The following is a 21,278-nucleotide window of genomic DNA, read 5'->3' as shown; positions in this document are numbered from 1 at the left end:
TGTCACGGGACTGTCGCGCAGGCCCACCTCCGTTCCCCGCGCCGTCCACGCGACCACGCCGTCAGCGCCGGCCACTCCGGACATGCCGTCCGATACTGCCCGCCGCGTCCGCGCAAGGCGCCGCCGCTGGGGAACACGCGGCAACCGACTACGCCTTGATCACCCGACCCGGACCCGACCCGACCCGACCCCGCCCGCCACGCCCCGCACCCGCTCCCACACGCCCCGCAACCCCCCATCCCGCCACCCTCCGTGTCCCTCCGCAAGCACACGGATACTGTTCAACCTCTTGACGGGAGGCGACCCGAACAGCTCAGCTTAGAGTTCACTAGTTGGACATAGACGGGGCCTCATCGAAGCGGCCCCGTGCGCAGGAGGTCGTCGTGGAGACTCCGGGGTCGCAGTCGTCGCTGCACCGAGCCAACCTGGAGCGAGTCGTACGCGCCGTGCGTCTGGCCGGGTCCCTCACGCAGGCGGAGATCGCCCGGACGACCGGCCTGTCCGCCGCGACCGTCTCCAACATCGTGCGCGAGTTGAAGGAAGGCGGCACCGTCGAGGTGACGCCCACCTCGGCCGGCGGACGCAGGGCCCGCAGTGTCAGTCTGAGCGGCGACGCGGGCATCGTCATCGGGGTCGATTTCGGCCATACCCACCTACGTGTCGCCGTGGGCAACCTGGCCCACCAGGTCCTCGCCGAGGAGTCCGAGCCGCTGGATGTGGACGCCTCCTCGACCCAGGGCTTCGACCGGGCGGAACAGCTGGTCACCCGGCTGATCGAGGCCACCGGGGTGGACCGTACGAAGGTCGCGGGAGTCGGTCTCGGCGTGCCCGGGCCGATCGATCTGGAGTCCGGCTCGCTCGGTTCCTCCGCCATCCTGCCCGGCTGGATCGGCACTAGGCCCGCCGAGGAGATGCGAGGCCGACTCGGGGTCCCGGTGCACGTGGACAACGACGCCAACCTGGGCGCCCTCGGCGAGATGGTCTGGGGCAGCGGCAGAGGCGTACGTGATCTTGCTTACATCAAGGTCGCGAGCGGTGTCGGCGCCGGTCTGGTGATCGACGGGAAGATCTACCGGGGCCCCGGCGGAACGGCGGGGGAAATCGGACATATTACTCTGGATGAATCCGGCCCGGTCTGCCGCTGCGGAAACCGGGGCTGCCTGGAGACCTTCGCGGCCGCGCGCTATGTGCTGCCGCTGCTCCAGTCCAGTCACGGCACGGACCTGACGATGGAAGGCGTCGTGCGGCTGGCCAGGGACGGAGACCCGGGCTGCCGTCGGGTGATCGCCGACGTCGGCCGCCATGTCGGCAGTGGAGTCGCCAATCTGTGCAACCTGCTGAACCCGAGCCGGGTGGTCCTGGGCGGTGATCTCGCCGAGGCCGGTGAGCTGGTGCTCGGGCCGATAAGAGAGTCCGTCGGCCGCTACGCGATCCCGAGTGCGGCGCGTCAACTCTCCGTTCTCCCGGGGGCACTTGGCGGCCGCGCGGAGGTGCTCGGAGCCCTCGCTCTCGCGCTGAGCGAGATGGGCGATTCCACCCTTTTGGACAGCACCCTGCACGCGGCGACACCTGCCTTCACTTAGAGAACGCATGACGCCGTTGCCATCTCGTTAAGTATTTACTTCTTGACGTCGAACTTGCGGCCGAGTTGACTTCGAGCCACCTCGGCCGCAGCGTTGCGGCCCTGTCAGGGAGGCACACCCCAATGAACGCAACGATGCGTAGAGTCGTGATCGGCGCCACCGCCGTGTCCATGGCGCTGTCGATTGCCGCCTGCGGCAAGGCGGGCGACGACAAGAAGAGCGACTCCGGCAGCAGCAGCTCGGGCGACAAGTCCGTCGGCCTGCTGCTCCCCGACAGCGTCACGGCGCGGTACGAGAAGTTCGACAAGCCGTACTTCGACGCCAAGGTCAAGGCGCTCTGCTCGGACTGCAAGCTCGAGTACGCGAACGCCGCGGCCGACCCGGCCAAGCAGGCCCAGCAGGTCAGCAACATGGTCACCAAGGGCGTGAAGGTCATCGTGATCTCCGCCCAGGACTCCGCCGCGATCAAGTCCTCGATCCAGTCCGCCGTGGCCAAGGGCGTCAAGGTCGTCGCGTACGACCGCCTCGCCCAGGGCCCGGTCAGCGCCTACGTCTCCTTCGACAATGAGAAGGTCGGCGAGCTCCAGGGTCAGGCCCTGCTCGACGCCCTCGGCGCCAAGGCGACCCCCAAGGCCAAGGTCGTCATGATCAACGGTGACGACGCCGACCCCAACGCCGCCCAGTTCAAGGCAGGCGCGCACAAGGTCCTCAACGGCAAGGTCGACATCGCCTACGAGCAGTCCGGCCTCTGGAAGGACACGGTCGCCGCCCAGAAGATGGCCGCGGCCATCACCCAGCTCGGTGCCCAGAACATCGCGGGCGTCTACTCCGCCAACGACGGCATGGCCGGCGGCATCGCCAACACCCTCAAGGGTGCGAAGATCAGCAACATCCCGCTGACCGGTCAGGACGCCGAACTCGCCGCCATCCAGCGGATCGTGGCCGGCACCCAGTCCGCCACGATCATGAAGACCTACAAGGTCGAGGCGGAGACCGCCGCCCAGATCGCGGTCAACCTGCTGGAGGGCAAGGACATCAAGTCCCTGGCCCCGACCACGCTGACCAGCGGCTCCGGTGACAAGGTGCCCTCGCAGCTGCTGACCCCGGTGTCGGTCACCAAGGCCAACATCAAGGACACCGTGATCAAGGACGGCTTCTACACCGCCGCGGACATCTGCACCGCCGAGTACGCCGCCGCCTGCAAGGCCGCCGGCATCCAGTAGGCGCCCGGTCCCGAGGGCCCTTGCGAGCCGCCCGCGAAGGCGTGCCTCAGCAACGGCCCTCGGGTCCCGCCGACCGCCCCGGCGGTCCCGGCGGTCCCGGCGGTCCCGCGAGACTCCTCCGACGCCCGTCCCACCTTCACACCCCGCTGCCGGGACGGGCGTCGGACGGAACCGTTGCCAAGTGCGGCGGATTCGCGCATGTTCATCTTGTAAACCTCGTGCGGTGCCGCCGCGTTTCCACGCGGCGGCACCCACATCCCTCCGCGCCTTGTCTTTGCGCGCGGCATCCCCGCCGGTCAGGCGGCGAAGGAGATGGTTCACGTGTCCGCTACGCCCGTGCTGGCGTTGCGCGGAGTCTCCAAGCGATTCGGTGCGGTGCAGGCACTCACCGACGTCGAACTGGAGGTCCACGCCGGAGAAGTGGTCGCCCTGGTGGGCGACAACGGCGCAGGAAAGTCCACCCTGGTCAAGACGATCGCGGGTGTTCACCCCATCGATGAGGGCGTCATCGAGTGGGAGGGCAAGCCCGTCAGCATCAACAAGCCGCACGACGCCCAGGGACTGGGCGTCGCGACCGTCTACCAGGACCTCGCCCTGTGTGACAACCTCGACGTGGTCGGCAACCTCTACCTCGGGCGCGAACTGCTGCACCGCGGCGTCATCGACGAGGTGACGATGGAGAAGAACGCCCGGGAGCTGCTGTCCACGCTCTCCATCCGCATCCCGAGCGTGCGCATCCCGATCGCGAGCCTCTCCGGCGGTCAGCGCCAGGTCGTCGCCATCGCCCGCGCTCTGATCGGCGACCCGAAGGTCGTCATCCTCGACGAGCCCACCGCCGCCCTCGGCGTCGAGCAGACCGCGCAGGTCCTCGACCTCGTCGAGCGGCTGCGCGAGCGCGACCTCGGCGTCATCCTCATCAGCCACAACATGGCCGACGTCAAGGCGGTCGCGGACACCGTCGCCGTCCTGCGCCTGGGCAAGAACAACGGCTCCTTCCCCGTGAAGGACACCAGCCACGAAGAGATCATCGCCGCGATCACGGGTGCCACGGACAACGCCGTGACCCGTCGTGCGGGGCGTCGCACCGCGGAGGCGGCAAAGTGAGCGACACGTCCAAGACCGAGCCCGAGAAGGCCGCGAAGACGGAGAAGACCGACACCGCGACGAAGGTCGCCAAGACCGACGGTGTCGTCGAGGACCAGAACACGGTCGCCCCCGCCGACGACCCGACCGCCGCGCCGGTCACCGTCGTCGACCCGCGTCTGCTGGTCCGTGAAGAGGGCCTCAAGGGCTATCTGACCGAGTTCAAGCGGAAGGTCAAGGGCGGCGAGCTGGGCCAGATCCCGGTCGTCCTCGGTCTGATCATCATCTGGACCATCTTCCAGTTGAAGAACGACCGCTTCCTCAGCGCCGACAACCTCTCCAACGTCAGCTACTTCCTGTCGGCCACCGGCATGCTCGCCATCGGCCTGGTGTTCGTGCTGCTGCTCGGCGAGATCGACCTGTCGGTCGGTTCCGTCAGCGGTCTGGCGTCCGCGCTGTTCGCCGTGTTCGTGACCGACCACAGCATGAACCCATGGCTGTCCCTGGTCCTGACGATCATCACCGGCATCGGCATCGGCGCCCTGCACGGATGGTTCTTCGCGAAGATCGGCGTACCGGCCTTCGTGGTGACCCTGGCCGGCTTCCTCGGCTGGAACGGTCTGATGCTGTGGCTGCTCGGCTCCAGCGGCACGATCAACCTGCCGTCGGACTCCGGCCCGATCCACCTGCTCGGCCAGAACTCCTTCTTCATGGACCAGGCCATCATCGGCGCCTACATCCTGGCCGGACTCGCCGTCGTGCTGTCCCTGGTGGGCAACTTCGGTGAGCAGCGCCGCCGCCGGGCCGCGGGCGTGCCGTTCCGCGCGACCGGCGAGATCCTGCTGCGCGTGGGCGCCCTCGCCGTCGCCGCGTTCGCGTCCGCCGCCGTGCTGAACAACGCCTCGGGTGTCTCCAACTCGCTGGTGATCTTCCTGGCGGCGCTGGTGATCGTGGACTTCGTGCTGCGTCGTACGACGTACGGCCGCAAGGTGTTCGCGGTCGGCGGCGGCATCGAGGCCGCCCGCCGTGCCGGTATCAACGTGCCGATGATCCGGATCACCGTGTTCGCCATCTCCGGCGGCTTCGCGGCGGTCGGCGGCATGTTCTTCGCCGGCCAGACCGCGGGCGCGTCGCTGAGCGCAGGCGGCGGCAACACCCTGATGCTCGCCATCGCGGCGGCCGTCATCGGTGGCACCAGCCTCTTCGGCGGCCGCGGCACCGTCTGGTCCGCCCTCCTGGGCATGTTGGTCATCCAGTCCATCCAGACCGGACTCGACCTGCTGAACATGAACACCTCGATCCAGTACATGATCACCGGTGGTGTGCTGCTCGGCGCGGTCGTCATCGACTCCGTCTCCCGCCGGAGCCAGAAGGCCGCCGGCCGCGGCTAGTTCGCCCGTTGACTTGGCTGTGCCCGGCATCCCCGCAGATGCCGGGCACAGTCATGTCATAGGAAGGCCTCATCGTGGGTACGGCCGTTCGCGTGACCTATGACGCACGGGCCGGAGTCCGTCCGCCCGGACGGAACATTAGACTCGACAAGCCCGGCAACAGCTCGATCGGCTTTTACTGCAAGGAGGCACGGGTGCCGCTGCTGACCCGCATCAGGGGACCGCGCGATCTTGACCGGCTCAGCCCGGAGGAGCTGAACCAGCTGGCGGAGGAGATCCGGACCTTCCTCGTCGACGCCGTGTCCAAGACCGGCGGCCACCTCGGTCCCAACCTCGGCGTGGTCGAGCTCACCATCGCCCTGCACCGGGTCTTCGAGTCCCCCAAGGACAAGGTGCTGTGGGACACGGGCCACCAGTCCTATGTGCACAAACTGCTCACGGGCCGACAGGACTTCTCCCGGCTGAAGATGAAGGGCGGCCTGTCCGGCTACCCCTCGCAGGGCGAGTCCGAGCACGACGTCATCGAGAACAGTCACGCCTCCACCGTCCTCGGTTGGGCCGACGGCCTCGCGAAGGCCAACCAGATCCTCGACCGCGACGACCACGTCGTCGCCGTCATCGGCGACGGGGCGCTCACCGGCGGCATGGCCTGGGAGGCGCTGAACAACATCGCCGACGGCGACCGCCCGCTGGTGATCGTCGTCAACGACAACGAGCGCTCCTACGCGCCGACCATCGGCGGCCTCGCCAACCACCTCGCCACCCTGCGCACGACGGACGGCTACGAGCGCTTCCTCGCCCGCACCAGGGAGGTGCTGGAGCGCACCCCCGTCGTCGGTAGGCCCCTCTACGAGACCCTGCACGGCGCCAAGAAGGGCCTGAAGGACTTCATCGCCCCCCAGGGCATGTTCGAGGACCTCGGCCTGAAGTACGTGGGCCCGATCGACGGCCACGACATCGAGGCCCTGGAGTCCGCGCTGGCCCGCGCCAAACGCTTCGGCGGCCCGGTGATCGTGCACTGTCTCACCGAGAAGGGCCGCGGCTACCAGCCCGCCCTCCAGGACGAGGCCGACCGCTTCCACGGCATCGGCCCCATCCACCCCGACACCGGTCTGCCGGTCAAGGTCTCCGGCGCCGACTGGACGTCCGTCTTCGGCGACGAGATGGTCGAGCTCGGCAAGGAGCGCGAGGACATCGTCGCGATCACGGCGGCGATGCTCCAGCCGGTGGGCCTGAAGAAGTTCGCGGACACCTTCCCGAACCGCATCTACGACGTCGGCATCGCGGAACAGCACGCCGCCGTCTCCGCCGCGGGCCTCGCCACCGGCGGACTGCATCCGGTGTTCGCGGTGTACGCCACGTTCCTCAACCGCGCCTTCGACCAGGTCCTGATGGACGTCGCCCTCCACAAGTGCGGGGTCACGTTCGTCCTGGACCGGGCCGGTGTCACCGGCACCGACGGCGCCTCCCACAACGGTATGTGGGACATGTCGATCCTCCAGGTCGTCCCCGGCCTCAGGCTCGCCGCCCCGCGCGACGCCGACCAGGTCCGCGCCCAGCTGCGCGAGGCCGTCGCGGTCGAGGACGCGCCGACCGTCGTCCGCTTCTCCAAGGGCGCCGTCGGCCCCGCCGTACCCGCCGTGGGACGTGTCGGCGGCATGGACGTGCTGCGTGAGAGCGGCACCGGCGCCCCGGACGTGCTGCTGGTCTCCGTGGGCGCGCTCGCCCCGATGTGCCTGGAGATCGCGACCCTCCTCGACCGGCAGGGCATCACCACCACCGTCGTCGACCCGCGCTGGGTCAAGCCCGTCGACGAGGCCCTCGCGCCCCTCGCGGAGCGCCACCGTGTGGTCGTCACCGTCGAGGACAACTCCCGCGTCGGCGGTGTCGGCTCGGCGATCGCCCAGGCCCTGCGCGACGCGGGCGTCGACGTGCCGCTGCGCGACTTCGGCATCCCGCCCCGCTTCCTCGACCACGCCTCCCGCGGCGAGGTGATGACGGAGATCGGCCTCACCGCCCCCGACATCGCCCGCCAGGTCACCGGCCTGGTCTCCCGGCTCGACGGCAGGTACGGCAGCGCCGCCGCCGAGGTCGACTCGGTCGAGCCCGCCCGCGACTGACCCGCCGGCCGCTTGCGAACGGGCCGGTTCCACCACCGCGAAGGGTGGTGGAACCGGCCCATTTGCGTGAATCCACTCGCGCCGGGGCATACGTACCACGCCCCCTCTCGATCATGTCGAGGACGACACAGCGTGGGAGGTCCCCGTGAGCAGCACCCTCTTCCGGACGAAGAAGGTCGAGCAGTCCATCCTCGATACCGAGGAGCCCGAGCACGCGCTCAAGAAATCCTTGTCCGCGCTCGATCTGACCGTCTTCGGCGTCGGTGTCATCATCGGCACCGGCATCTTCGTCCTCACCGGCACCGTCGCCAAGAACAACGCCGGACCCGCCGTCGCCCTGGCCTTCGTGGCGGCCGGGGTCGCCTGCGCGCTCGCCGCGCTCTGCTACGCCGAGTTCGCCTCCACCGTCCCGGTGGCCGGCTCCGCGTACACCTTCTCGTACGCTTCCCTCGGGGAACTGCCCGCCTGGACCATCGGCTGGGACCTGGTCCTGGAGTTCGCGCTCGGCACGGCGGTGGTCGCCGTCGGCTGGTCCGGGTACATCGCCTCGCTGCTGGACAACGCCGGCTGGCACCTGCCGGCGGCGCTGAGCGGAAGAGAGGGAGCCCACGGCTTCGGCTTCGACATCCTCGCCGCCGCCCTCGTCCTGGTGCTCACCGCCATCCTCGTGGTCGGCACGAAGCTCTCCGCGCGGGTCACCTCCGTCGTGGTCGCCGTCAAGGTGACCGTCGTCCTGACCGTGATCGTCGCCGGCGCCTTCTTCATCCACGGCGACAACTACCACCCGTTCATCCCCAAGGCGGAGAAGGTCCCGGCCGGCGACAGCCTGCAGTCCCCGCTCATCCAGCTGATGTTCGGCTGGGCGCCCTCCAACTTCGGCGTGATGGGCATCTTCACCGCCGCCTCCGTCGTCTTCTTCGCCTTCATCGGCTTCGACGTCGTCGCCACCGCCGCCGAGGAGACCAGGAACCCGCAGCGCGACATGCCCCGCGGCATCCTCGGCTCCCTCGTCATCTGCACGATCCTGTACGTCGCCGTGTCGATCGTCGTCACCGGGATGGAGCACTACACCAAGCTGTCCGTGAGCGCCCCGCTCGCCGACGCCTTCAAGGCCACCGGCCACCCCTGGTTCGCCGGCTTCATCAGCTTCGGCGCCGCCGTCGGCCTGACGACGGTCTGCATGATCCTGCTCCTCGGCCAGACCCGGGTCTTCTTCGCGATGAGCCGCGACGGACTGCTGCCGCGCTTCTTCTCCCACGTCCACCCGCGGTTCAGGACCCCGCACCGGCCGACCATCCTGCTCGGCGTGCTCATCGCGATCCTGGCCGGCTTCACCAGCCTCAGCGAACTCGCCGAACTGGTGAACATCGGCACCCTGTTCGCCTTCGTGGTCGTCGCGATCGGCGTGATCATCCTGCGCAGGAACCGCCCCGACCTGCACCGCGCCTTCCGCACTCCGTGGGTGCCCGTCATCCCGATCCTGTCGGTGTGCGCCTCACTGTGGCTGATGCTCAACCTGCCCGCCGAGACCTGGCTGCGGTTCGGCATCTGGATGGTCGTCGGGTTCTTCGTGTACTTCCTCTACGGCCGCTCCCACAGCCGACTCGGACGCCGCGAGGAGACATCCGCGGGCGAGGTCACCGGACCCGGCCGCGACGACACCGTGTGACGGCTTCGCAGCCGGCCCCATACCGCCCGCCGGGGCCGGCCCCGCCGCCGTACCGCTTCAGCCCCGCCACCGCTTCAGCCCCGGACCGAGCGCGGGCCGGTGACGTCCGCGCCCAGTTCCGTCACCCGGCGGCGCAGCTCACGGTCGGCCGTGACGACCAGGCGGGAGCGCCCGCCGGCCTCGGCGACCAGCTCGACGATACGGTCGTCCCCGCTGCCGGACGCCGCCTCCACCCGTACGCCGGGCACCGGCTCCACCCCGCGGGCCGCGCCTTCGACGACGAGGACGATCTCCTCGGGCCCGGAGTGCCCCGGCAGCCCGACGGCGGCCAGCCGGTCGCGCAGCCGCTCGGCCGCGCCCCGCCGGTCCCGCCACCACCCGTCGGGTACCGACCCGACGACGTTCGCCGCGTCGACGATCACGAGCAGCCGGGCGCCGTCGTCCGGGGGGCCGTCCAGGGAACCGTCCATGGACCCCAGGGTCGCACGGGCGGCCCCGCCGGCCGGACCCGCACCCAGTGGCCGCACCGGCCCCGACATAAGGTGACCGGGTGAACGGCGACTGGCTCATACGTGGCCGCGATGGGCGGCTGGGTGTCTATCTGATGTCGGACGACGCGGTCCTGTGCCGGGCCGAGCGCCTCCCCGGCGGGCCCTGGGAGGACCCGCGCCCGGTGGGCGGCGACCAGAAGGTGCAGCGGGTGCTCGCCGTCGGCCACGGCGCCGACGGCTACGCCCATCTGGCCTCCTGGCGGCCCACCGCGCAGGGCGAGGCGGCCCTCGTGCACTCCACGCACTACCGGCCGCTGCTGTCCGCCCTGGACTGGGCGCCCATCGGCCATCCCAACAAGAAGGGCGACCGCACCGGCACGCCCGCCGTCGCCGTGGACGCCCAGGGGCGCGCGCATGTCTTCGTGCGCAACATCGGCACGGGACTGTGCATGGTCGCCCAGAAGGAGAAGGGCGGCTGGGACCCTTGGCGCGACCTGAAAGGACAGGGCGTCGAGGGACCGCCCGTCGCGGTGACGGCGGAGTCCGGCCGTGTCGCCGCGTACGCGGCCGTCGCCGACGGGATCCTGCACTGGCGGCAGGAGGCGCCGGGCGCCCAACCGGTGCTGCAGGAGCCCCTCAAGGCGCCGGTCCGGCCGGGCACGCTCCGGGCGCTGGCCACCTCCCAGGAACACACCACCCTCTTCTACACCGACGACTCCGGCGACGTGTGCGCCTGGCGTCCCGGCGGCGAGCCCGTCCCCGTGCTCGCCGCCGCCGGACCCGGCCCGGTCGCCGCCATCCGCACCGAACTCGACGGCCACGACTGCACGTTGCTCGCCCAGCGCTCCGCGAGCGGCCGCGTCGCCTTCGCCGCGTACCCGACCGAACAGGAGTCCGCCGGCGCCTGGTGGGCCGAGTCGGGCCCCGCGCTGCCCGCCGACGCCGTGGTGGCGCTCGCCAAGGACCACGAGAACCGGGTCGTCGCCGCGACCCTGTCCCTGTCGACCGGCGACCTGCGGCTCACCCGCCGCAAGGACGAGCCGGGCCTGGCCCTGACGGCCTGGCGAACGGTGTGAGCGAACTCCGTTGTGCCCGCTGTGTGGAGATGGTCAGGGCGGCGGCGGGCGACGAGGACACTACAAGGCCACGACCGGCGATCGCGCGGCGCTGAACGTGACGTCGACCAACCCGGCCTCCTCTACGCCGACAAGGGTGCGCTGAAGTGGCGCAGTTCGAGTGGCGAGGTCACCGAGCCGGCGCCGGCGTAAGGGAGAACGAGGATGCAACTGACCCCGGAGACCGACGCATGACGGCCGACGCATGACGGCCGACGCATGACGGCCGACGCATGACAGAGGGCCTCCGCCGAGCAGCGGAGGCCCTCTTCATCGGTTGTGCAAACGGTTACGAAGGTTACGCCGGAACCGACGCGACGCCCGGCGCCAGGAACTTCTTGCCGTTCACGCGCTCGGAGACACCCTCGCGGTCCAGGTACGGCGTGATGCCGCCCAGGTGGAAGGGCCAACCGGCGCCCGTGATCAGGCAGAGATCGATGTCCTGCGCCTCGGCGACGACGCCCTCGTCGAGCATGAGCCCGATCTCCTGCGCCACCGCGTCCAGGACACGCGCCCGCACCTGCTCCTCGGTCAGGGCGTTGTCGCCCTGCTTCAGGAGCGCGGCGACCTCGGGGTCCAGCTCGGGCTTGCCGCTGTCGTAGACGTAGAAACCGCGCTTGCCCGCCTTGACGACGGCCGCGAGGTTCGGGGAGACCGTGAAGCGGTCCGGGAACGCCCGGTTGAGCGTCTCCGAGACATGCAGGCCGATCGCCGGACCGACCAGCTCCAGCAGGACCAGCGGCGACATCGGCAGGCCGAGCGGCTCCACCGCCTTCTCCGCGACCTCGACGGGGGTGCCCTCGTCGATGACGTTCTGCACCTCGCCCATGAAGCGGGTCAGGATGCGGTTCACGACGAACGCCGGGGCGTCCTTCACCAGGACCGCCGTCTTCTTCAGCTTCTTGGCGACGGCGAACGCGGTGGCCAGCGAGGCGTCGTCGGTCGCCTCGCCCCGCACGATCTCCAGCAGCGGCAGGATCGCGACCGGGTTGAAGAAGTGGAAGCCCACGACCCGCTCGGGGTTCTTCAGCTTCGACGCCATCTCGGAGATCGACAGCGAGGAGGTGTTGGTGGCGAGGATCGCGTGCGCCGGGGCGACCGCCTCGACCTCCGCGAACACCTGCTGCTTGACGCCGATCTCCTCGAAGACGGCCTCGATGACGAAGTCCGCGTCGGAGAAGCCCTCGGCCTTGTCGAGGACACCGGTGACCAGGGCCTTGAGACGGTTGGCCTTGTCCTGGTTGATCCGGCCCTTGCCGAGCAGCTTGTCGATCTCGGTGTGGACGTAGCCCACACCCTTGTCGACGCGCTCCTGGTCGATGTCGGTCAGCACGACCGGCACCTCCAGGCGGCGCAGGAACAGCAGCGCGAGCTGCGAGGCCATCAGACCCGCGCCCACGACGCCGACCTTGGTGACCGGGCGGGCCAGGTTCTTGTCCGGGGCGCCCGCCGGGCGCTTGCCGCGCTTCTGCACCAGGTTGAACGCGTAGATACCGGAGCGCAGTTCGCCGCCCATGATCAGGTCGGCGAGCGCGACGTCCTCGGCGTCGTAGCCCTGCTGCAGGTCGCCGTTCTTCGCGGCGGCGATGATGTCCAGCGCGCGGTACGCGGCCGGGGCCGCCGCGTGCACCTTGGAGTCGGCGACGAACCGGCCGCGCGCGACGGCCTGGTCCCAGGCCTCACCGCGGTCGATCACCGGACGCTCGACCTCGACGTCGCCGTTGAGGACGTTCGCCGTCCAGATCAGCGACTGCTCCAGGAAGTCCGCACCCTCGAAGAGGGCGTCGGCGATGCCGAGGTCGAAGACCTGCTGCCCCTTCAGCTGCTTGTTCTGGTTGAGGCTGTTCTCGATGATCACCGAGACGGCCTTGTCGGCGCCGATCAGGTTCGGCAGCAGCGTGCAGCCGCCCCAGCCGGGGACCAGGCCGAGGAAGACCTCGGGCAGGGAGAACGCGGGAAGCGCCTTCGAGACAGTGCGGTACTCGCAGTGCAGACCGACCTCGACGCCGCCGCCCATCGCCGCGCCGTTGTAGTACGCGAAGGTCGGGACCGCGAGGCCTGCCAGACGCTTGAAGACCTCGTGCCCGCCCTTGCCGATGGCGAGCGCGTCCTTGTGCTCCTTGAGGAGCTCGACGCCCTTGAGGTCCGCGCCGACCGCGAAGATGAACGGCTTGCCGGTGACGCCGGCGCCGACGATCTCGCCCGCCTTCGCCTCCTGCTCGACCTGGTCGATCGCGACGTCGAGGTTCGCGAGGGACTGCGGTCCGAAGGTGGTCGGCTTGGTGTGGTCGAAACCGTTGTCCAGCGTGATCAGGGCGAAGCGCCCCGCGCCGAACGGCAGGTCCAGGTGGCGTACGTGCGCCTGGGTGACGACCTCGTCCGGGAACAACTCGGCCGCCCGCTTCAGGAGTTCGGTGGTGCTCACTTGTCGCCTCCGTCGAAGTGCGGGTTCTCCCAGATGACCGTCGCGCCCATGCCGAAGCCGACGCACATGGTCGTCAGGCCGTAGCGGACCTGCGGCTGCTCCTCGAACTGGCGGGCCAGCTGCGTCATCAGACGGACGCCGGAGGAGGCCAGCGGGTGGCCGAAGGCGATCGCGCCGCCGTACTGGTTGACGCGCTCGTCGTCGTCGGCGATGCCGTAGTGGTCGAGGAAGGCCAGGACCTGGACGGCGAAGGCCTCGTTGATCTCGAACAGACCGATGTCGGAGATGGACAGACCCGCCTGCGCGAGGGCCTTCTCCGTGGCCGGGATCGGTCCGTAGCCCATGACCTCCGGCTCGACGCCGGCGAAGGAGTACGCGACGAGGCGCATCTTGACCGGCAGGTTGTTCTCGCGCGCGAAGTCCTCGGACGCGATGAGGGAGGCGGTGGCGCCGTCGTTCAGACCGGCCGCGTTGCCTGCGGTGACCCGGCCGTGGACACGGAACGGGGTCTTGAGGCCGGAGAGGTTCTCCAGGGTGGTGCCCGGCCGCATCGGCTCGTCGGCGGTGACCAGGCCCCAGCCTGTCTCACCGGCCTCAGGGTTGGTGCGGCGCACCGAGATCGGCACCAGGTCGGCCTGGATCTTGCCGTTGGCGTACGCCTTGGCGGCCTTCTCCTGCGAGCGCACGGCGTACTCGTCGGCGCGCTGCTTGGTGATGTGCGGGTAGCGGTCGTGCAGGTTCTCCGCGGTCATGCCCATGAACAGGGCGGACTCGTCGACCAGCTTCTCGCTGACGAACCGCGGGTTCGGGTCCACGCCCTCGCCCATCGGGTGACGGCCCATGTGCTCGACACCGCCGGCGATGGCGATGTCGTACGCGCCGAAGGCGACCGAGCCGGCGACCGTGGTGACGGCGGTCAGGGCGCCCGCGCACATCCGGTCGATGGAGTAACCCGGCACGGACTGCGGCAGACCGGCGAGGATGCCGGCCGTGCGGCCGATGGTCAGGCCCTGGTCACCGATCTGCGTGGTCGCCGCGATGGCGACCTCGTCGATCTTCTTGGGGTCGAGACCGGGGTTGCGGCGCAGCAGCTCCCGGATCGCCTTCACGACGAGGTCGTCGGCGCGGGTCTCGTGGTAGATGCCCTTCGGGCCCGCCTTGCCGAACGGGGTACGGACGCCGTCGACGAAGACGACGTCCCTGACGGTACGAGGCACGATGGCTCTCCTCCAGGTGCGGGATGGCACTGCTGCGACACGCAAGCGCTGAGCGCGCGCTCAGGACCCATGCTACTTATGGGTAACGTAGCTGCCCAGTCCGGGAGGGCCAAGCGGCGAAGGTCACACCCGGGACGCGTCGGCGATCACCCCGCAAGCATCCCGCGAGAACCCCGCAGGCATCCCGCGATCGCGGTCGGCCCTCAGCCGCGCGGCGGCGCCGTCGACCCCCGTGGCGTCAGCACCGGCGTCGGCACCGGATGGGATCCCGGGCCCGTCCCGGTGATCACCCCGAACAGGGTCCGCGCCGCCTCCGCGCCGAATCCGTGCACGTCATGGCTCATCGCGGAGAGCGTCGGATGGGTGAGCCGGCACAGCTGGGAGTCGTCCCAGGCGAGCAGGGAGACGTCGCCCGGCACCCCGAGCCCCATCTCGGCGGCCACCGCCAGTCCGGCCACCGCCATGATGTCGTTGTCGTAGACGATGGCCGTCGGCCGGTCCGGCGGGGCGGCGGTCAGCATGGACCGGGTCGCCCGTGCTCCCGCCTCGCCGGAGTAGTCCGTGGCGACCTGCCACGCCCCGGCCAGCCCCAGACTCCGCGCCGCCGCGTCGAAGGCCGCCGTCCGCATCATCGTGTGCCCGAGCGAGGCCGCGCCTCCGACCCGGGCGATCCGCCGGTGCCCGAGCGCCGCGAGATACCGCACGGCCTCCGTCACCGCCGTCGCGTCGTCGGTCCACACGGACGTCAGGCTCCCGGTCAGCGAGGGATGCCCGACCGCCACCACCGGTATCCCGAGCCGCTCGGCCGCCGACACCCGGGGATCGTCGGCCCGGAAGTCCACCAGGATCGCCCCGCCGATCTGCCGACCCCGCCACCACGACTCCTGCAGCCCCACCTCCTCCTCGACGGTGCGCACCAGCCGCAGCAGCAGCGAGCAGGAGTGCTCGGTCAGCACGCTCTCCACCCCGGAGACGAACTCCATGTAGAACGGCTCCAGCCCCAGCATCCGCGCCGGCCGGCAGATCGCGAGCCCCACCACGTCCACCCGCGAACTCGACAGCGACCGGGCCGTGAGGTTCGGTTCCCAGCCGAGCTCCCGCGCCGCCGCGAAGATCCGGTCCCGGGTCGCCTCCGACAGCCCGGGCTTGCGGTTGAAGGCCAGCGACACGGCCCCCTTGGACACACCGGCGCGCGCGGCGACGTCCTTGATGGTGACGCGAGGCGACGAGGACGCTGTCATCGAGCGGGCTCCTGGCAGTACAGCGCGGCCCGGGCGGCGGCGACGTCCGGAGTCTCCCAGCCCGCGACGTGTATGGTCACCCGCTCCCCGGGAAGCAACGTCACGAGCCCCCGGTCGGCCCGCGCCCCCGGCTCCAGCCGATCGGCCTGCAACAGCAGATCCCGTACGAGGGTGTGGGCCGCGACCGTGACGGCCCCCGGCGTCACGCTCACCTCGAACTCCGGTGTCGGGTAAGCGATTTCACGGTCCGGCACCGGAAAGCGCACGGCCCGCAGCCCGTCCGGGTCCGAGTCCGCCACGAGGAACTCCTTCGCCCCGGCCGGCTCCAGCTCCGCCGGCACCCGCACCTCGCCCACCACCCGCGCGCCGACCTCCAGTTCCACCCGCGCCGCCGCGACCACCTCACCCGCCACGGACATCCGCCGCAACGACAACGTGCCCGTCCACCGCTCGGCGGACTGGTTGACGGCGGCCAACACCAGGTTTTCGCCCCGCACTTGAAAGGTGAGCAACCGGTCCGCGTACAGCCGCCGCAACTCGTGGTACAGCGGTTTCTCCCGCCCGTCCCCGTCGATCGCCGCCCAGGACGTCACCGGCCAGCAGTCGTTGAGCTGCCAGAGAATCGTGCCCGCGCACACCGGCCAGTGCGACCGCCAGTGCTCGACCCCCGTCGCCACCGCCCGCGCCTGGTTGACCTGCGTGAGGTAGTGCCACCGGTCGAAGTCCCCCGCCGGCACGGCGAAATGGCGGGCGAGCCCGCGCTCCAGCTTGCCGTTGCCGTCCTCCGCCTTCTGGTGGTGCAGCATGCCGGGGGAGTCCGCCGCGAGCTCCTCGCCCGGCAGCGCCCGCCGCAGCGTCGCCTGGGCGGGCGGCGCCTGCCAGCCGAACTCCGCGACGAACCGCGGCACTTCACTGCGGTACTCGGCGTAGTCCGCCCGGTTCCACACCTCCCACGAGTGGTGCGTCCCGTGCGCCGGGTCGTTCGGATGGCGCCCCCACGAACCCGACCAGGGACTCCCCGCCGTGTACGGCCGCGTCGGATCCAACTCGCTCACGACGCGGGGGAGCACCCCCAGGTAGTACCCCTCACCCCAGGAGTCCGAGCCGAGCCGCTCCTGCCACCCCCAGTCCCTGAACCCCCACAGGTTCTCGTTGTTCCCGTTCCACAACACCAGCGACGGATGCGGCATCAGCCGTACGACGTTCTCGCGGGCCTCCGCCTCCACCTCGCCCCGCAGCGGCTGCTCCTCGGGGTAGGCCGCGCACGCGAACGGAAAGTCCTGCCACACCAGCAGGCCCAGCTCGTCGCAGGCGTCGTAGAAGTCCTCGCTCTCATAGATCCCGCCGCCCCACACCCGGACCAGGTCGACACCCGCGTCGGCCGCCTGCCGCAACCGCTTGCGGTAACGCTCCCGGGTCACCCGCGAGGGAAACACGTCGTCCGGGATCCAGTTGACGCCCCGCGCGAAAAGCCGCTCCCCGTTGACGACCAGCGTGAAACCGGTTCCATGCCTGTCCGCGGAGGTGTCCAGCTCGACGCTGCGGAAACCCACGCGCCGCCGCCAGACGTCGAGCGGGGCGTTCCCGTGATGCAACGTCAACTCGACGTCGTACAACGGTTGTTCGCCGTAGCCTCGCGGCCACCAGAGCGCCGCTCGCGGCACCTCCACCCGTACGACACCGCTCGTACCCGTCATCTCGGCCCGCGCCCGCGCCCCTCCCACCCGGGCCTGAAGGGTGAGTCCGGCCTCCACCCGGGTGCGCTCCACGTCCACATGCAACTCGACGACCCCGACGCCGTGTTCGACGCTCACCAGCGGGCGGACCCGGGCCAGCCGGGCCGTCGACCAGCGCTCCACCCGTACCGGCCGCCAGATCCCGGCCGTCACCAGCGTGGGCCCCCAGTCCCAGCCGAACGAGCAGGCCATCTTGCGCACGTACTGGTACGGCTCGCTGTAGGCGGCGGGACGATCACCGACCTTGCCGCGCACGGCCTCCGCCTCGGCGTAGGCCGAGACGAAACGGACGGACAGCGGCCCGCCGAGCCCGGTCACGTCGAAGCGGTACGAACGATGCATGTTCCGTACCCGGCCCAGGAGTTGACCGCCCAGGGTGATCTCCGCGACCGTGTCGAGCCCGTCGAAGACCAGGTCGGTCTGCTCATGCCCGGACGGCACGGCCGGCAGCTCCGTCCCGTACGTCCACTCGCGCCGCCCCACCCACGCGACCTCGCTCTCGGCCACGCCGAGGAACGGGTCCGGGATCACCCCGGCGGTGAGCAGATCGGTGTGCACACAGCCCGGTACCACGGCCGGGAGCGCCCGCCCCTCGTGCCACAGCTGCCATCCGTCGTGGAGCGGTGAGGCCTCCAGCATGCGCACTCCCTAAACCGGTCAAGCCCATAACTGAGCGCCATCTCTTCATCGTTGGCGGGAATGGGACTTTACCGGTTGAGAAAGCGCTGTCAGAGTGCCGAATCAGCCAACCCGCTCGTGTTCGACCAACCCGCAAGTGCTCGTCCGTCCCGCGAACATCCCGAGAACGGAAGTGATGCACGTGAACCGTCGTACAGCCCAGGTCCTCGCCACGGTCGCGGGAGCAGCCCTGCTGCTCCCGGGCTGCACCGGCACCTCAGGCAGCACGAAAGGCGCGGACGCGACGGCGCCCGACGACCCGTCGCAGGTCAGCGGAGACATCACGGTCCTCACCGTGCGGACCGACCTCGTGCAGGACGGCACGATGAAAAAGTACGCCGCCGAGTTCAACAAGACCTATCCCAAGGTCAAGGTGGAGTTCCAGGCCCTCACCAACTACGAGGCCGAGATCAAGATCCGGATGAACACGGACGACTACGGCGACGTCCTGCTGATCCCCGCGGTCATCAAGAAGAACGACTACCCGAAGTTCTTCGCCTCCCTCGGCACCACCGCCGAACGCGGCGAGAAATACCGTTTCACCGAATTCACCGCCGTCGACGGCAAGGTCTACGGCCAGAGCCCGGTCGGTGTGATGCCCGGCTTCGTCTACAACAAGCGGGTCTGGAAGGAGGCCGGGGTCACCGAATGGCCCACCACCCCGGCCGAGTTCCTTACCGACCTGAAGGCGATCAAGGCCAAGACCGACGCGATCCCCTACTACACCAACTTCGCCGCGCAGTGGCCGCTGACCTCGTGGACGTACGTCGACGGCGCGGTCCACTGCGATCCGCGGGCGACCACGAAACTCGCCGCGGGCGACCCCTGGGCCGAAGGCTCCGACCTGCGCGTCGGCGACACCCTGCTGTACGACATCGTGAAGCAGGGACTCGCCGAGAAGGACCCCACGACCAGCAACTGGGAGGAGTCCAAGCCCCGCACGGCCAAGGGCGAGATCGCCACCCAGTGGCTCGGCACCTGGGCGATCATCCAGTTCCAGGACGCCGCGAAGAAGGCCGGCGTGAACCCGGACGACATCGGTTTCATGCCGTTTCCCGCCCAGACGGGCGGCGCGTTCTGCGCGACCGTCGGCCCCGACTACAACCAGGCCGTCAACGTCCACTCCCCGCACAAGGAGGCGGCCCGCGCCTGGATCGACTGGTTCACCGACAAGTCCGGCTACGACAAGGACAACCTGGCGATCTCCCCGCTCAAGGACGCGGCCATGCCCGAAGTGCTGAAGCCCTACGAGGCGGCGGGCGTCAAGCTCATCGAACTGGACGACACAGCGGGCGCCAGGGTCAAGCTGATCGACGACGAGTCCGAGGTGGGCATCTACAAGCCCGAGTACCGCCAGGACCTGGTCGACCTCGCCCGCGGCGCCAAGAAGGGCAGCCTGGACGACTTCCTCGGCGGCCTCGGCAAGAAGTGGACCGGGGCGCAAGCGAACGTGGGCCACTGATGACGCACGCGCACACGCACACCCCCGAGCCCGGCACCCAGAAGGCGACCTTCGAGGCCACGGCGCCGGCCTCGAAGCGCGCCGCCCCCGCCCCCGCCCCCGCTCCCGCCCCGCGCCGGGCCCGTGCCTGGCGACTGCTCACCCCCTGGCTGTTCCTGCTGGCCCCGCTCGCCCTGCTGATCACCTTCACCTACGCGCCGATCGCCAACATGGTCGCCTACAGCTTCACCGACTGGGACGGCGTGAGCCCCGAACTGCACTACACGGGCGCCGAGAACTACACGGAGATCTTCACCAGGGAGGACCTCTTCCAGGTCTTCTGGGTGAGCGGCTACTACCTGGCCGCCTCGGTGATCCAGATCGTCGCCGCGCTCTACTTCGCGACCATCCTGAGTTTCAACATCCGTTTCCGGAACTTCTTCAAGGGCGTGCTCTTCTTCCCGTCCCTGGTCAACGGCGTGGCCATCGGTTTCGTCTTCCTCTACTTCTTCCAGGACCGCGGCACCCTCGACACCGTCCTCTCCGTCTTCGGCTATCACACCGACCACGCCTGGCTGGGGACCCCGACCTCGGCGAACGTCTCCCTCGCCGGCGTCTCGATCTGGCGCTACCTCGGCATGAACTTCGTCCTTTTCCTCGGGGCGATCCAGTCCATCCCGGGGGAGCTGTACGAGGCGGCCGAACTGGACGGCGCCGGGCGCCGGCAGCAGTTCCGCTACATCATCCTGCCCGGCATCAAGCCGGTGCTGACCCTGACGGTGATCCTCTCCGTCTCCGGCTCGCTCTCCGCCTTCGAGATCCCGTACATCATGACCGGCGGCGCGACCGGCACCGAGACCTTCGTGATCCAGACCGTGAAACTGGCCTTCCAGTTCAACAAGACGGGGCTCGCCTCGGCGGCGGCCGTCGTGCTGCTGCTGATCATCCTGCTGGTGACCTGGGTGCAGCGCCGCCTCGTCCCCGACGACAGGGTGGACCTCGTATGACGCGCCGAGCCGTTGCCCGCGCCCTCGTGTACCTGTCGCTGATCGCCGCGACGCTGGTCGTCCTGCTCCCGCTGGGCGTCGTCCTGCTGACGTCCCTGAAGACCGAGAAGGAGACGGCGAACGGCGGCGGGGCGCTCACACTCCCGCACGACCTGCTCAACTTCCACAACTACGTGACGGCGTTCCAGGACGGCGGGATGCTCACGGCGTTCGGAAACACCGCCTTCATCCTTGTCGTCTCCGTCGGCGGAACGGTCCTGATCGGCTCGATGACGGCCTACGCGATCGACCGGTTCACCTTCCGTTTCCGGAAACTGGTGATCGCCCTGTTCCTGGTCGCCGCGCTGGTCCCCGGGGTGACCACCCAGGTGGCCACTTTCCAGATCGTCCACAGCCTCGGCATGTTCGACACGCGCTGGGCGCCGATCGCCCTCTACATGGGCACGGACATCGTCTCGATCTACATTTTCCTGCAGTTCGTGCGGTCGATCCCGATCTCCCTGGACGAGGCCGCCCGCCTCGACGGCGCCAATGCCTTCACGATCTACCGAAAGATCATCTTTCCGTTGCTGAAGCCGGCGATCGCGACGGTCGTGATCGTGAAGGGGATAGCCGTCTACAACGACTTCTACATCCCCTTCCTCTATATGCCCTCACAGGATCTTGGCGTGATCTCGACGTCCCTGTTCCGCTTCAAGGGCCCCTACGCCGCCCACTGGGAAACGATCTCGGCAGGAGCGGTCCTGGTCATCCTGCCGACACTGATCGTCTTCCTGGCCCTCCAGAAATACATCTACAACGGTTTCATGAGAGGAGCGACGAGGTAACCGCTTGCGAAACGGCCCCCGCGGCCGCCGT

Annotated in this window: 15 protein-coding genes; 10 read left to right on the top strand and 5 right to left on the bottom strand. The window is 69.6% G+C overall.

Annotated elements, in window-relative coordinates:
* Positions 1-383: 383 nt before the first annotated feature.
* The 6 genes from B5557_RS10850 (at position 384) to B5557_RS10825 (ending at position 9,069) form a co-directional block, all read left to right on the top strand.
* Positions 384-1,583, top strand: a complete 1,200-nt coding sequence (locus B5557_RS10850) for an ROK family transcriptional regulator (RefSeq protein WP_079658927.1) — start codon at positions 384-386, stop codon at positions 1,581-1,583.
* Between the two features lie 122 nt (positions 1,584-1,705).
* Positions 1,706-2,806, top strand: coding sequence for a sugar ABC transporter substrate-binding protein (locus tag B5557_RS10845; RefSeq protein ID WP_443031344.1), 1,101 nt, complete (start codon positions 1,706-1,708; stop codon positions 2,804-2,806).
* 312 nt (positions 2,807-3,118) lie between these two features.
* Positions 3,119-3,910, top strand: a complete 792-nt coding sequence (locus tag B5557_RS10840; protein WP_079658925.1) for an ATP-binding cassette domain-containing protein — start codon at positions 3,119-3,121, stop codon at positions 3,908-3,910.
* A complete protein-coding gene (locus tag B5557_RS10835; protein WP_079658924.1) occupies positions 3,907-5,280 on the top strand; it encodes a sugar ABC transporter permease in 1,374 nt (457 codons plus the stop codon). The genes B5557_RS10840 and B5557_RS10835 overlap by 4 nt, the downstream gene beginning before the upstream one ends.
* Before the next feature lie 194 nt (positions 5,281-5,474).
* Positions 5,475-7,400, top strand: a complete 1,926-nt coding sequence (dxs, locus tag B5557_RS10830; RefSeq protein WP_079658923.1) for a 1-deoxy-D-xylulose-5-phosphate synthase — start codon at positions 5,475-5,477, stop codon at positions 7,398-7,400.
* Between the two features lie 145 nt (positions 7,401-7,545).
* Entirely contained in the window at positions 7,546-9,069 is a 1,524-nt protein-coding gene (locus tag B5557_RS10825; RefSeq protein WP_079658922.1) for an amino acid permease, read from the top strand.
* Between the two features lie 74 nt (positions 9,070-9,143).
* Here B5557_RS10825 and B5557_RS10820 read toward each other — a convergent pair whose 3' ends face one another.
* The gene (locus tag B5557_RS10820) at positions 9,144-9,539 is read right to left on the bottom strand and encodes an NTP pyrophosphohydrolase (RefSeq protein WP_079664707.1); all 396 of its coding nucleotides are present in this window, start codon (positions 9,537-9,539) and stop codon (positions 9,144-9,146) included.
* An 80-nt stretch (positions 9,540-9,619) separates the two neighbouring features.
* Here B5557_RS10820 and B5557_RS10815 point away from each other — a divergent pair, with 80 nt between their 5' ends.
* Positions 9,620-10,636, top strand: a complete 1,017-nt coding sequence (locus B5557_RS10815) for a hypothetical protein (protein ID WP_079658921.1) — start codon at positions 9,620-9,622, stop codon at positions 10,634-10,636.
* 337 nt (positions 10,637-10,973) lie between these two features.
* Here B5557_RS10815 and B5557_RS10810 read toward each other — a convergent pair whose 3' ends face one another.
* The 4 genes from B5557_RS10810 to B5557_RS10795 form a co-directional block, all read right to left on the bottom strand.
* The gene (locus tag B5557_RS10810; RefSeq protein ID WP_079658920.1) at positions 10,974-13,100 is read right to left on the bottom strand and encodes a 3-hydroxyacyl-CoA dehydrogenase NAD-binding domain-containing protein; all 2,127 of its coding nucleotides are present in this window, start codon (positions 13,098-13,100) and stop codon (positions 10,974-10,976) included.
* The gene (locus B5557_RS10805) at positions 13,097-14,317 is read right to left on the bottom strand and encodes a thiolase family protein (protein WP_079658919.1); all 1,221 of its coding nucleotides are present in this window, start codon (positions 14,315-14,317) and stop codon (positions 13,097-13,099) included. The genes B5557_RS10810 and B5557_RS10805 overlap by 4 nt, the downstream gene beginning before the upstream one ends.
* Positions 14,318-14,520: 203 nt before the next feature.
* On the bottom strand, positions 14,521-15,558 hold the full coding sequence (locus B5557_RS10800; protein ID WP_079658918.1) for a LacI family DNA-binding transcriptional regulator: 1,038 nt from the start codon (positions 15,556-15,558) through the stop codon (positions 14,521-14,523).
* A complete protein-coding gene (locus tag B5557_RS10795; RefSeq protein WP_079658917.1) occupies positions 15,555-17,933 on the bottom strand; it encodes a glycoside hydrolase family 2 protein in 2,379 nt (792 codons plus the stop codon). Before B5557_RS10795 ends, B5557_RS10800 begins: the two co-directional genes overlap by 4 nt.
* A 175-nt stretch (positions 17,934-18,108) precedes the next feature.
* Between B5557_RS10795 and B5557_RS10790 the strand changes: the two genes are divergently transcribed.
* Genes B5557_RS10790 through B5557_RS10780 form a run of 3 tightly spaced genes read left to right on the top strand, consistent with a single transcriptional unit; the run spans position 18,109 to position 21,247 of the window.
* The gene (locus tag B5557_RS10790) at positions 18,109-19,434 is read left to right on the top strand and encodes an ABC transporter substrate-binding protein (protein ID WP_079658916.1); all 1,326 of its coding nucleotides are present in this window, start codon (positions 18,109-18,111) and stop codon (positions 19,432-19,434) included.
* Positions 19,434-20,420, top strand: coding sequence for a carbohydrate ABC transporter permease (locus B5557_RS10785; RefSeq protein WP_079658915.1), 987 nt, complete (start codon positions 19,434-19,436; stop codon positions 20,418-20,420). The genes B5557_RS10790 and B5557_RS10785 overlap by 1 nt, the downstream gene beginning before the upstream one ends.
* Positions 20,417-21,247, top strand: a complete 831-nt coding sequence (locus tag B5557_RS10780) for a carbohydrate ABC transporter permease (protein WP_079658914.1) — start codon at positions 20,417-20,419, stop codon at positions 21,245-21,247. Before B5557_RS10785 ends, B5557_RS10780 begins: the two co-directional genes overlap by 4 nt.
* Positions 21,248-21,278 lie beyond the last annotated feature (31 nt).

Origin of the sequence: Streptomyces sp. 3214.6, from assembly GCF_900129855.1 — a bacterium.
In the GTDB taxonomy this organism is placed as follows: Bacteria; Actinomycetota; Actinomycetes; order Streptomycetales; family Streptomycetaceae; genus Streptomyces; species Streptomyces soliscabiei.
Note: the sequence above shows the minus strand (reverse complement) of the source record. Positions and strands in the feature narration are given on the sequence as shown.

Coding starts and splice junctions, on each gene's coding strand:
- B5557_RS10790 (WP_079658916.1), top strand. CDS start 18,109: ATGCACGTGAACCGTCGTACAGCCCAGGTCCTCGCCACGGTCGCGGGA.
- B5557_RS10840 (WP_079658925.1), top strand. CDS start 3,119: ATGGTTCACGTGTCCGCTACGCCCGTGCTGGCGTTGCGCGGAGTCTCC.
- B5557_RS10845 (WP_443031344.1), top strand. CDS start 1,706: ATGAACGCAACGATGCGTAGAGTCGTGATCGGCGCCACCGCCGTGTCC.
- B5557_RS10820 (WP_079664707.1), bottom strand. CDS start 9,539: ATGGACGGTTCCCTGGACGGCCCCCCGGACGACGGCGCCCGGCTGCTC.
- B5557_RS10800 (WP_079658918.1), bottom strand. CDS start 15,558: ATGACAGCGTCCTCGTCGCCTCGCGTCACCATCAAGGACGTCGCCGCG.
- B5557_RS10780 (WP_079658914.1), top strand. CDS start 20,417: ATGACGCGCCGAGCCGTTGCCCGCGCCCTCGTGTACCTGTCGCTGATC.
- B5557_RS10795 (WP_079658917.1), bottom strand. CDS start 17,933: ATGCTGGAGGCCTCACCGCTCCACGACGGATGGCAGCTGTGGCACGAG.
- B5557_RS10785 (WP_079658915.1), top strand. CDS start 19,434: ATGACGCACGCGCACACGCACACCCCCGAGCCCGGCACCCAGAAGGCG.